The sequence below is a fragment of the Pseudomonas sp. LBUM1657 genome (assembly GCF_059716075.1).
Window position 1 is genome coordinate 4,588,214 of record NZ_CP166799.1, and the last position, 12,510, is coordinate 4,600,723.

At 60.3% G+C, this 12,510-nt stretch carries 11 protein-coding genes; 9 read left to right on the top strand and 2 right to left on the bottom strand.

Features of this window, described 5'->3' with window-relative positions; all coding sequences use genetic code 11:
• Window positions 1-64: 64 nt before the first annotated feature.
• The 8 genes from ACA055_RS21100 (at window position 65) to ppnP (ending at window position 9,414) form a co-directional block, all read left to right on the top strand.
• Window positions 65-1,855: an acyclic terpene utilization AtuA family protein gene (locus ACA055_RS21100; protein ID WP_497680413.1), complete on the top strand. Its 1,791-nt coding sequence runs from the start codon at window positions 65-67 to the stop codon at window positions 1,853-1,855.
• A gap of 12 nt (window positions 1,856-1,867) precedes the next feature.
• Window positions 1,868-2,752: an SDR family oxidoreductase gene (locus tag ACA055_RS21105; protein ID WP_497680414.1), complete on the top strand. Its 885-nt coding sequence runs from the start codon at window positions 1,868-1,870 to the stop codon at window positions 2,750-2,752.
• Window positions 2,753-2,755: 3 nt separating this feature from the next.
• A complete protein-coding gene (gene atuC, locus ACA055_RS21110; protein ID WP_497680415.1) occupies window positions 2,756-4,372 on the top strand; it encodes a geranyl-CoA carboxylase subunit beta in 1,617 nt (538 codons plus the stop codon).
• Between the two features lie 40 nt (window positions 4,373-4,412).
• Window positions 4,413-5,570: a citronellyl-CoA dehydrogenase gene (atuD, locus tag ACA055_RS21115; protein ID WP_497680416.1), complete on the top strand. Its 1,158-nt coding sequence runs from the start codon at window positions 4,413-4,415 to the stop codon at window positions 5,568-5,570.
• Complete coding sequence (locus ACA055_RS21120) at window positions 5,567-6,364, top strand: enoyl-CoA hydratase/isomerase family protein (protein WP_497680417.1); 798 nt, start codon at window positions 5,567-5,569, stop codon at window positions 6,362-6,364. The genes atuD and ACA055_RS21120 overlap by 4 nt, the downstream gene beginning before the upstream one ends.
• Window positions 6,365-6,483: 119 nt before the next feature.
• Window positions 6,484-8,445 (top strand): acetyl/propionyl/methylcrotonyl-CoA carboxylase subunit alpha, encoded by a 1,962-nt coding sequence (locus tag ACA055_RS21125; RefSeq protein ID WP_497680418.1) that lies wholly within the window; start codon window positions 6,484-6,486, stop codon window positions 8,443-8,445.
• Window positions 8,446-8,516: 71 nt separating this feature from the next.
• Window positions 8,517-9,068: a 3'-5' exonuclease gene (locus tag ACA055_RS21130; RefSeq protein ID WP_497680419.1), complete on the top strand. Its 552-nt coding sequence runs from the start codon at window positions 8,517-8,519 to the stop codon at window positions 9,066-9,068.
• A 61-nt stretch (window positions 9,069-9,129) separates the two neighbouring features.
• On the top strand, window positions 9,130-9,414 hold the full coding sequence (gene ppnP, locus ACA055_RS21135) for a pyrimidine/purine nucleoside phosphorylase (protein WP_403103937.1): 285 nt from the start codon (window positions 9,130-9,132) through the stop codon (window positions 9,412-9,414).
• A gap of 70 nt (window positions 9,415-9,484) precedes the next feature.
• Here the strand turns inward: ppnP and ACA055_RS21140 are convergent, their stop codons facing one another.
• A complete protein-coding gene (locus ACA055_RS21140; protein ID WP_497680420.1) occupies window positions 9,485-10,291 on the bottom strand; it encodes an MOSC domain-containing protein in 807 nt (268 codons plus the stop codon).
• A gap of 196 nt (window positions 10,292-10,487) precedes the next feature.
• The gene (locus ACA055_RS21145) at window positions 10,488-11,423 is read right to left on the bottom strand and encodes a chemotaxis protein CheV (RefSeq protein ID WP_109633560.1); all 936 of its coding nucleotides are present in this window, start codon (window positions 11,421-11,423) and stop codon (window positions 10,488-10,490) included.
• A gap of 417 nt (window positions 11,424-11,840) precedes the next feature.
• On the opposite strand from ACA055_RS21145, the gene ACA055_RS21150 reads away from it, so the two are divergent.
• Complete coding sequence (locus ACA055_RS21150) at window positions 11,841-12,311, top strand: hypothetical protein (protein ID WP_497680421.1); 471 nt, start codon at window positions 11,841-11,843, stop codon at window positions 12,309-12,311.
• The last annotated feature ends 199 nt before the right edge of the window (window positions 12,312-12,510 follow it).

Sequence of the window (12,510 nt, forward strand, 5' to 3'; positions counted from 1 at the left end):
ACAAACCAAGCGCTTGCTTGGTAGTCTCGATGCACTGTTGTCGGAGGTGGCTATGGAGTTGACTGTGCCTAAAACAATTCGCATCGGATGCGCCAGCGCCTTCTGGGGCGACACCTCGACCGCCGCCGCGCAACTGGTGGAAGGCGGGCGCTTGGACTATCTGGTCTTCGATTATCTGGCCGAGATCACGATGTCGATCATGGCCGGCGCCCGAATGAAAGATCCCCAGGCCGGCTACGCCAGTGACTTCATCGAAGTCCTCAGCCCCCTGCTCACTCAGCTCGCCGGGCAAAAAATCCGCGTCATCAGCAACGCCGGCGGGGTCAATCCACAGGCCTGCGCCGCAGCCCTGCAAGCGGCTTGCGACAAGGCCGGGGTCGCGCTGAAGATCGCCGTGCTGCTGGGTGATGACCTGCAGCCGCAATTCAAACAGCTGAGTACTCGTGGCATTCATGAAATGTTCAGCGGTGCGCCCCTGCCGCCGATGTGCGTTTCGACCAACGCCTACCTCGGCGCACCGGGCATCGTCGAAGCCTTGCGCCTTGGCGCGGATATTGTGATCACCGGGCGCGTAGTCGACAGTGCCGTGGTCAGTGCGGCGCTGGTGCACGAGTTCGACTGGTCGTGGCACGACTACGACAAACTCGCCCAAGCCGCGTTGGCCGGTCACATCATCGAATGTGGCGCCCAGTGCACCGGCGGCAATTTCACTGACTGGCGCGATGTGCCCGACTACGAACACATCGGCTTCCCCATCGTTGAAGTCAGCGCCGACAGCCAGTTCATCGTCAGCAAGCCCGACGGCTCGGGCGGACTGGTCACGCCGCTGACGGTGGGCGAGCAGATGCTCTATGAAATCGGTAACCCGCAGGCCTATTTGCTGCCCGACGTCGTCTGCGATTTCAGTCAGGTCAAACTCCAGCAACAAGGCAAAAACGCAGTCCGGGTGCATGGCGCAAAAGGCCTGCCGCCAACCGATCAGTACAAGGTCAGTGCGACGTATCCGGACGGTTTCCGTTGCACCGCCAGTTGCCTGATCGCCGGAATCGATGCGGTTGACAAGGCTCGGCGCGTCAGCGAAGCGATCATCAACAAGACTTCGGAAATCTTCAGCCAGCGCGGCTGGCCACCCTACAGCGAAGTGAACATCGAACTGCTCGGCAGCGAAGCCACTTACGGCCCCCATGGCCAGCGCCAGGACAGCCGCGAAGTGGTGATCAAACTTGCGGTGCGCCATCCGAACAAACAAGCGCTGATCGTGTTTTCCCGGGAAATCGCCCAGGCCGCCACTGGCATGGCGCCGGGGTTGACCGGGATCGTCGGCGGACGGCCGACGGTGTATCCGCTGATCCGGCTGTTCTCGTTCCTCATCGACAAAACCGCCTGCACGCTGGACATTGATCTCAACGGCCAGCGCCACCCCTGCGCCCTGCCCGCCCTCGATACGCTCGCTACCGCTGACTTGCCCATACCGTTCGAAGCACCCAAACCCACAGACCGCGCCGATGCCAGCGTGGCCCTGATCAAACTCGCGGTGGCGCGCTCCGGAGACAAGGGCAATCACAGCAACATCGGGGTCATGGCCCGCGAGCCCGAGTATTTGCCGTGGATCGCCGAAGCCCTGACACCCGAGGTGATTGTCGATTGGATGAGTCATGTCCTCGACCCCATCCACGGCCGTGTCGAGCGCTGGTATCTGCCCGGCACCCACAGCCTTAATTTTCTGTTGGAGAACGCCCTCGGTGGCGGTGGCGTGGCCAGCCTGCGGATTGATCCGCAAGGCAAAGCCTTTGCCCAGCAGTTGCTGGAAATCCAGATTCCGGTGCCTCAGCGCATCGCCGACCAGGTCAACTAGAGGACTGCCGCCGTGGCCTACGATTCGATTTTCAAAGCCGATTTGTTTGCTGGCCAAACTATTATCGTCACCGGCGGCGGCAGCGGCATTGGCCGTTGCACCGCCCACGAATTGGCAGCCCTCGGCGCCCATGTGCTGTTGATCGGACGCAAGGTCGACAAGTTGAAAGCCGTCGCGACCGAGATTGCCGAAGACGGCGGTAAAGCCAGTTGGAAGGCCTGTGATATTCGCGAAGAAGAAGCGGTCAGGTATCTGGTCAGCGAACTGATCCGCGAGCATGGCCCGATTCACGGTCTGGTGAACAATGCCGGCGGGCAATACCCCTCGCCCCTGGCCTCGATCAATCAGAAGGGTTTCGAAACCGTGATGCGTACCAACCTGGTGGGCGGTTTTCTGATGGCCCGGGAAGTCTTCAATCAATCCATGAGCAAGCACGGCGGCGCCATCGTCAACATGCTCGCCGACATGTGGGGCGGCATGCCCGGCATGGGCCACTCGGGCGCGGCGCGCTCGGGTATGGACAACCTCACGAAGACTGCCGCGTTCGAATGGGGTTACGCCGGAGTGCGGGTCAATGCCGTGGCGCCGGGCTGGATCGCGTCGAGCGGCATGGACACTTACGAAGGCGCGTTCAAAGCAGTGATTCCCACGTTGCGCGAACACGTGCCACTCAAACGCATCGGCACTGAATCGGAAGTCAGCGCGGCGATCGTTTTCCTGCTCAGCCCGGCGGCGGGTTTTATCAGCGGCAGCACCTTGCGCATTGATGGTGCGGCAAGCCTGGGCGGGCGCGCATGGCCGATTCACAAGGCGACGAACAGTGAGTCGTACAACGGCTTCCATCGTGCATACCTTCCAGACGTATTGCAGCCGGACGTGCTCAAGGACAAGGAATAAGCCATGCCGATCATCCAGTCGCAAGTGGACCCCTTCAGTGAACAGTTCGCCCGTAACCGCGCGGCGATGCTGGTGGGCATCGAGCAAGTCCGCCAGCTCGAGCAAAACCTGCTGAACAAGGCGGCCGAGGCCAAACCCAGGTTCGACAAGCGCGGGCAACTGCTGCCCCGGGAACGCCTCAACCTGCTGCTGGACCCCGGCGCACCGTTCCTCGAACTAGCGAGCCTGGCCGGCTACAAACTGCACGACGACAAGGACGGCAGCTCGGCCGGTGGCGGGTTGATCGCCGGGATCGGCTATGTGTCCGGTGTTCGCGTACTGGTGGTGGCGAACAACAGTGCCATCAAGGGCGGGACCATCTCCCCCAGCGGGTTGAAAAAATCCCTGCGCCTGCAACAAATCGCCATGGAGAACAAACTTCCGGTGATCACCCTCGCCGAAAGCGGCGGTGCCAACCTCAACTATGCGGCGGAAATTTTCGTCGAAGGCGCGCGCAGTTTTGCCAATCAGGCGCGGATGTCGGCCATGGGCCTGCCGCAGATCACCGTGGTCCACGGCTCGGCCACGGCGGGCGGCGCTTATCAACCGGGATTATCGGATTACGTGGTGGTGGTGCGCGGCAAAGCCAAGCTGTTTCTGGCCGGCCCTCCACTACTCAAAGCGGCGACCGGTGAAGTCGCCACCGATGAAGAATTGGGCGGCGCCGAGATGCATGCGCAAACCGCCGGCACCGCCGAATACCTCGCCGAAAACGACGCCGACGGCGTGCGCCTGGTGCGCGAGATTGTCAGCCTGTTGTCGTGGAACGATCAGCTGTCATGGTTACCTGAACGTCGGTGGGAAGAACCGCTCTACCCCATCGACGAACTGCTGGGCCTGATCCCGGATGACCCGAAAAAACCCTACGACGTGCGCGAGATCATCGCCCGTATTGCCGACGGCTCGAACTTCCTCGAGTTCAAGGGTGAGTTCGATCAGCAGACCGTCTGCGGTCATCTACAGATTCAGGGCCGCGCCTGCGGGTTCATCGGCAACAACGGCCCGATCACGCCCAAGGGTGCGAGCAAGGCCGCGCAGTTCATTCAGCTCTGCGACCAGAGTCAGACACCGCTGCTGTTTTTCCACAACACCACCGGGTTCATGGTCGGCACCGAATCGGAACAGCAAGGCGTGATCAAGCATGGGGCGAAGATGATTCAGGCGGTGGCCAATGCCCGGGTGCCTAAACTGACCATCGTTGTCGGCGGTTCCTATGGCGCCGGCAACTACGCCATGTGCGGCCGCGGCCTCGACCCGCGCTTCATCTTCGCCTGGCCCAACAGCCGCACCGCGGTGATGGGCGGCGCCCAGGCGGGCAAGGTGCTACGGATCGTTACCGAGGCCAAACAGGCCAAGGACGGCCTGGTGCCCGACCCGAAAATGCTCGACATGCTGGAACAGGTCACCGCGCAAAAACTCGACAGTCAGTCCACCGCGCTCTATGGCAGCGCCAGTCTGTGGGACGACGGGTTGATCGATCCGCGGGATACGCGGACGTTGCTTGGGTACTTGCTGGATATTTGCCATGAGGCCGAAGTGCGTCCGTTGCAAGCCAACAGTTTTGGTGTAGCGCGCTTTTAATAAGAGCGGGATCAATACGGATCAGAGGAGAACAATAAAAATGATCTTCACCCAGGAACACGAAGCACTGCGTCGCACCGTCCGCCAGTTCGTCGATCATGAGATCAACCCGCACGTCGAAGAATGGGAAAAGGCTGGGCGCTTTCCGATCCACGAAATCTTCCGCAAGGCTGGCGAACTGGGTCTGCTGGGGATTTCCAAACCGGAAAAGTTCGGCGGCATGGGGCTCGACTACAGCTATTCGATCGTCGCTGCCGAAGAGTTCGGCACCATTCATTGCGGTGGTATTCCGATGTCCATCGGGGTGCAGACCGACATGTGCACCCCGGCGTTGGCGCGTTTTGGCTCCGATGAATTGCGCGAAGAATTTCTAAGGCCGGCGATTACCGGCGAACAGGTCGGCTGCATCGGCGTCTCTGAAGTCGGCGCCGGTTCCGATGTGGCCGGATTGAAAACCACCGCCCGCAAGGACGGTGATGACTACGTGATCAACGGCAGCAAAATGTGGATCACCAACTCGCCAAGCGCCGACTTTATTTGCCTGCTGGCCAACACCTCGGACGACAAGCCGCACATCAACAAATCGCTGATCATGGTGCCGATGAACACCCCCGGCATTAGCCTGAGCTCGCACCTGGACAAGCTCGGCATGCGCAGCTCGGAAACCGCCCAGGTGTTTTTCGACAACGTTCGTGTGCCGCAGCGCAATCGCATCGGCCATGAAGGCGCCGGTTTCATGATGCAGATGTTGCAGTTCCAGGAGGAACGCCTGTTCGGCGCGGCAAACATGATCAAAGGCCTGGAGTACTGCATCGACAGCACCATCGAGTACTGCAAGGAACGCAAAACGTTCGGCAATGCGCTGATCGACAACCAGGTCATTCACTTTCGTCTGGCGGAACTGCAAACCGAAATCGAATGCCTGCGGGCGCTGGTCTATCAGGCCACCGAGCAATACATCAAAGGCCAGGACGTCACGCGTCTGGCGTCCATGGCCAAACTTAAGGCCGGGCGGCTGGGGCGCGAAGTCAGTGACAGTTGCCTGCAATATTGGGGCGGCATGGGCTTCATGTGGGACAACCCGGTGGCCCGGGCTTACCGCGACGTGCGGCTGGTGTCGATCGGCGGCGGGGCCGACGAAATCATGCTGGGGATCATCTGCAAACTCATGGGTATCCTGCCGGGGAAAAAGAAATGAGCACCCTGCCCGTTTACCAGACCCTGTTGCTGGAGCTGCATAACGGCGTCCTGCACATCACCCTCAACCGCCCGGAAACCCGCAATGCCATGAGCTTGCAGATGGTTGCCGAACTGCGCGCGGTGCTGGCGTCAGTGCGCGATGACCGAGACATTCGAGCCCTGATAATCGGCGGTGCCGGCGGGCACTTCTGCGCCGGCGGCGACATCAAGGACATGGCCAATGCCCGTGCCCAGGGTCCAACGGCTTACCGCGATCTGAACCGTGCGTTCGGCGCGCTGCTTGAAGAAGTGCAACACGCACCGCAGGTGGTCATCACGGTGCTACAAGGCGCGGTGCTCGGTGGTGGCTTGGGTCTCGCCTGCGTCAGCGACGTGGCGATGGCCGATCATCAGGCGCAGTTCGGCCTGCCGGAAACCAGCCTCGGCCTGCTGCCGGCGCAAATCGCGCCGTTCGTGGTCCAGCGCATCGGCTTGACCCAGACCCGTCGACTGGCCCTGACCGCCGCGCGTTTCGACGGTACACAGGCGCGGCGCATGGGGCTGGTGCATTTTGTCGAGCATGACGCGCAAGCGCTGGCCGAGCGCCTCGATGAGGTGTTGGCGCATGTGTTGTGCTGCGCACCGGGGGCCAATGCGCTGACCAAAAAACTCTTGCTGGCGAGTGCCGGGCAGCCATCGGGTGCATTGCTGGATGAAGCGGCGCAGTGGTTCAGCGAAGCGGTGACCGGGGCTGAAGGAGTCGAAGGGACCATGGCCTTCGTGCAAAAACGTAAACCGGGGTGGGCTCTTTAAAAGCTTCGCGGGCAAGCCCGCTACCACAGGGGTTTTGTGACCGATACAAATCCAATGTGGGAGCGGGCTTGCTCGCGAAGAGGCCCGCACATTCACAGCAAAACCCAAGGGAAGAACCCATGCCCGGATTCAGAAAAATCCTGATCGCCAACCGCGGTGAAATCGCCTGCCGCATCCAGCGCACCGCCCAGGCGCTGGGTTACCGCACGGTCGCCGTGTTCAGCGATGCCGACGCCGATGCGCTGCATGTGCAAATGGCCGACGAAGCCGTGAACATCGGCCCGGCGCCAGTGCAGCAGTCGTACCTGAACATTGCGGCGATCATCGACGCCGCCCGGCGCACCGGTGCAGACGCGATTCACCCCGGCTACGGCTTTCTCTCGGAAAACGCCGGATTCGCCCTCGCCTGCCACCACGCCGGCATCACCTTCATCGGCCCCAGCCCCGAAGCCATTGAGTTGATGGGCAGCAAGCGCCTCTCGAAAGTCGCCATGATCAACGCAGGCGTGCCGTGCATCAAAGGCTATCAAGGCGCCGAACAGGACGACGCGACCCTGACCCGCGAAGCCGCGCGTATTGGCTATCCGCTGATGATCAAGGCCAGCGCCGGCGGCGGTGGGCGCGGCATGCGTCTGGTGCACGACGCCGGTGATCTGCTGGAGCAGATCCGCACCGCGCGCTCCGAAGCGCAGCACGGATTTGGCAGCGACGAACTGATCCTCGAACAGGCGCTGATCGATCCCCGTCATGTCGAAGTTCAATTGTTCGGCGACCACCATGGCAACCTGATCTACCTCGGGGAGCGCGACTGTTCGATCCAGCGACGGCATCAGAAAGTCATCGAAGAAGCCCCCTGCCCGGTGATGACCGCCGAATTGCGCCAGGCCATGGGTGAAGCGGCGCTCAAGACCGGTCGCGCGGTCAATTACGTCGGCGCCGGCACGGTGGAATTTCTGCTGGATGCGCAGGGCCGATTTTACTTTCTGGAGATGAACACCCGACTGCAAGTGGAACACCCGGTGACCGAGCTGATCACCGGGCTGGACCTGGTGGCCTGGCAATTGAACATCGCCGAAGGACAACCGCTGCCGCTGCGTCAGGAACAGGTGCAGCTCAACGGCCATGCCATGGAAGTGCGCTTGTATGCCGAAGACCCGGCCAAGGGTTTTCTGCCGCAAACCGGGCGTATCGCGACCTGGGAACCCGCGCTGCAGGACGGCGTGCGGTTCGACCACGGCCTGATCGAAGGTCAGAACGTGAGCGCTTTCTATGATCCGCTGCTGGGCAAGATCATTGCCCATGGCGCTACTCGCGAAGAAGCCCGGCGCAAGCTGCTGCGGGCGGTGCAGGACAGCGTGCTGCTGGGCATGCAAAGCAACCAGCGCTTGCTCGCCAGCCTATTGGAACACCCGCAATTTATCAGTGGCGGGTTCAGCACCGGTTTCATCCCGCAGCATTTTTCTGACCATCCCTGCCTGCATCCCCATGCACCGAGCGCCGAAGAACTGGCGATCGCCGTGGCACTGTTCTATCAGGCATCGGCCCAGGTTCATCGCCCGCCCCTGGCCGGTTGGCGCAGTAACGCCAGCGTGCCCCTGCACTATCGGATCGGCCAGGAAGATCAGGATTGGCCGGTGGAACTGAACGCTGTACCTGGCGAACCGTACCGGATTCAAGTCGCCAACCAGACCCTTGAGCTGAAAGTGATCCAGTGCGACGGACGCCGGACCACCCTGGAAATCGACGGTATCCGGCAGCGGCATGCCTATCGTCTGGAGGCCGGGCAGCTTTGGCTGTTCACCCGCCCTGGCAGTCTACGGCTGGAGGATCGAACCCAGGCATTGATCAGTCGCCAGGCCAGCGTCAGCACCGGTACTCTCAAGGCACCGATGGACGGCGCGATCGTTGATGTACTGGTCAGTGAGGGCAGCCCGGTCAGCAAAGGTCAGTTACTGGTGGTGCTGGAAGCCATGAAAATGGAGCATCCGCTCAAGTCGGGCATCGACGGGGTGCTCAAGCGCTTGCAGGTCAGGGTCGGCGATCAGGTGAAAAATCGTCAGATTTTGTTGGAGGTCGAATAAGCCGCTAGGCGGATCCGCCGGGTTTGGCTACGCTCAAGCCCTATCAGGACGCGGATACCAGGAACCCTGCGATGCCTCACTGGCTGGTCATTGATCTGGAAGCCACCACCGATGACGGTGGTTGGCCAGTAACGGAAATGGAAATTATCGAAATCGGCGCCACCCTGGTGGACCGCAAAGGGCGTGAAGTGGATCATTTCCAGCGCTTCGTGCGGCCACTGCGGCGGCCACTGCTGACGCCGTTTTGCCGGGAGCTGACGCACATCACCCAGGCCAACGTCGATGCGGCCGAGCCGCTGACCGAGGTCTGGCCGTCGTTCGAGCAGTGGCTGGGGCCACATCATTCGCATCTGGAAGGCTGGGTCAGTTGGGGCGACTACGATCGCAAGCAGCTGCTTCAGGAATGGCAGCGCCTGCAGCTCGACAGCGCCCTGAGCCGCCTTCCGCACATGAACCTCAAACAGCGTTTTGCCAAGGCCCGTCGACTGGAGCGTCCGCTCGGGCTCAACGGCGCCCTGCAACTGGCTGGCCTGCAATTCAATGGCCAGCAACACCGGGCGCTGGAAGATGCGCGCAATACGGCGCGTCTGTTACCGCAGATTCTCCCTCCTTTGGAGAGGTGACGGCGCCGGGTCCCTTGTGCATACTGGCCGGCCCTTTTAAGCCCTTTTCGAGGAATCGCCCATGTTTAAAGTCAACGAGTACTTCGACGGCACCGTCAAGTCGATCGCCTTTGGCACCGCTGAAGGTCCGGCGACCATCGGCGTCATGGCACCGGGCGAATACGAATTCGGCACCAGCCAGCGTGAAATCATGCACGTGGTGACCGGTGCCCTGAGCGTTAAACTGCCGGACAGCACCGACTGGGAAACCTTCGCCGCCGGCAGTCAGTTCAACGTGCCTGCCAACAGCAAGTTCCAGCTGAAAGTGGCCGTCGACACCGCTTACCTGTGCGAATACCGCGGCTAAACCCGAGGGTTCACAGCGACAAAAAAAATGCCCGTGTCCTTGGACACGGGCATTTTTATTTCAAGGGCTTTTATTCGAGGATGGTCACCGGCATGCCGACTTCAAGCCGGCCATTACCATCATTGACCAGGTTCTGCCCGAACATCGCGCCGTCGGCCTCGGAACGGTATTTCTGCAACGTCGCCAACGGTTCGCGATCTTCGCTGCGCACGCCGGTCTGCGGGTCGATCGTGGTCAGAATGCAACGTGAGCACGACTTGACTACACGGAACTCGACATCGCCGATGCGAATGCGCTTCCAGCCATCCTCGGCATACGCGTCGCTGCCTTCGATCACCAGGTTCGGTCGAAAACGCAGCATCTCCAGCGGACGCCCGACCTTTTGCGACAAGTCTTCCAGCGACGCCTGCCCAATCAGCAGCAGCGGAAAGCCATCAGCGAAGGCCACCTTATCGTCGTCCTTGCCATAACCGGCCTGAGTGGTCCGCGCACGTTCAACGGGCACTTGCACCAGGCGCGTCGGCTTGCCAATGAACTCGCTGAGCCAGGCACCCGCCGCGTCACCGGCATCGGGCACACGCAAGGTGTCGCGGAAGATGGTGACGCCACGTAACTCGGCATCACTGGTGGGCAAGGCGATATCGATCGCTGAACGGCCGGGGGCACTGAGGGTCAAGCCACCGTCGGCATTCCACAACGCCGACAGCTGACTCATCTGCGCCACCGTACGCTGGGTCATGAAGCGCCCGCTGGCTTCGTCCACCAGCATCCAGCGTCGGTCACCATCCAGGCCCAGCATGTCGAGACCGATCTGCTGCAGGGACTCGCCCTTGCCGGATTTCAACGGATAACGGTAAAGCGCGCTCAGACGCAGCATGGCCAGCTCCCTGGTGGGCAAAAAATGCCACCCTATACGAGCTTGGTCGCCGAATCAAAGGCTGAGAATTGGACACTGCACACCTTGTGGGAGCGGGCTTGCTCGCGAGGGCGGTTCAACATTCAACATTTAAGCTGACTGTCCTACCGCTTTCGCGAGCAAGTCTGCTCCCACCGGTTGATCGCTCGTGTCGGAATCAGGCAGGCACTTCATCGAGCATCAGGCGCTGACGCACCACGTCGACGAGTTTGTCCGGCTGGAATTTGGAGAGGAAGTTGTCGCAACCGACCTTCTTGACCATCGAGTCGTTGAAGCTGCCGGACAACGACGTGTGCAGCACCACATAAAGGCCACGCAGCCGCGGGTCGTTACGGATTTCGGTGGTGAGGCGGTAGCCGTCCATTTCCGGCATTTCTGCATCGGTGAAGACCATCAGCAGTTTGTCAGTCATGGAAACGCCGGTATCGGCCCAGGCCTTGAGCATGTTCAGCGCCTTCAAGCCATCGCTGGCAATGTGCATCTTCACGCCCAACTGACCGAGGGTGTCGCGCAATTGCGACAGGGCCACGTTGGAATCGTCCACCAGCAGCACTTCGCGGCCACGGGCACGTTCCAGAACCGGATCGTCGAGTTTTTCGCGCGACACCTTGGCGTTGTACGGGACGATTTCGGCCAGGACTTTTTCGACGTCGATGATTTCCACCAACTGATCGTCGACCTTGCTGATGGCCGTCAGGTAGTGCTGGCGACCGGCGCTGGCCGGCGGCGGCAGGATGGCTTCCCAGTTCATGTTGACGATACGGTCGACGCCACCGACCAGGAACGCCTGCACCGAACGGTTGTACTCGGTCACGATGATCGTACTGGTGGGACTTGGCACCAGCGGACGCATGCCGATGGCCTGGGACAGATCGATCACCGGCAGGGTCTGGCCACGCAGGTTGACCACGCCGCAAACAAAGGGATGGCGCTGGGGCATCAGAGTCAGCTTCGGCAGTTGCAGCACTTCCTGGACCTTGAAGACGTTGATCGCGAACAACTGTCGCCCGGCCAGCCGGAACATGAGAATTTCCAGGCGATTCTCACCCACCAGTTGCGTGCGTTGGTCTACCGTGTCGAGAATGCCGGCCATCAATGACTCCTGGGCTTGTTCTGATGAATTCACTAAAGGGGGTTATCGGCTGTTGTTGCCGGACCTTGACCCCCACACAAAATGCCATGCTCAGGCATTGATGTCACATTAACATCATGCTTTACTGGCGCTGTGATTTCATCCGCTTCATTTCCGACGACACGACCATGGTTCGTGCGTTTGGTTCCCCTGTGTAAGGGATTCCCCTAGTAACAATCAGGCCCAACCTGATATTCGCAATATCTAATAGCCATTAATGTGACGCCATTCTCATTGCATGAACGGAGTCAGGCTTTTGTGTGCGATCGCAGGTCAGTGGCCATCCACCCTCTCGTGTTTCCCCGCCTGCACCCAGGCCGGCCGGCTCGACGACACACACGGCATTCCCTCATTTGACATGACGTTGTGGAGATAAACATGCCGAACGATCGTAAACAGTGGGCTCAACGGCTCCCAGAGTTTCTCGTAGAAGCTGAAATGCTCCTGGCTAAAACCGAGGAATGCCTCTGTCATTTGCAACTGATCAGCAATGACAAGGACGCCATCGACTGCATGCTCAGCAACCTCCTCAAACTGTCCAGCAAGGCGGATGCCCTTGCACTGGCCGCCGTTTCGGAGTTTTCGCTACATATTCATGGCTTGCTGAACCATGCCCAGAACCACATGGATCTGCACGATCAGGCCCTGGGGGCGCTGAAAGATTGCCTGACGTTGATCGCCTGGCAGCTCGAGCTCATCGATCAGACCACGGGCCAACTCACCCTTGACGACAGTGAGCAGACTTCTCTCATCGAAGCTTTTGCTTTTCAGGTTGGACACAGTCAGTTTCAGCCACCCACTAATTCCAAACCGTTCACGCTCGTTTCCTATTCAGGTCGGCAAGCTTAAATTCATCAAATTTATGCCGTGCCCCGTTTTTTTATTGCCATGACCGGCACACCAACTTGTGCACGGTTATGTCGCAATTGAAGATTTCATATCTGCCAACGACAACTCGAAACAAATAAACCATTCCCGCTGCACAACTTTTTCCATTGTGGAACTACCTTCCAGAAACTCATGTTTCCTGACTCTGCGGATATATATA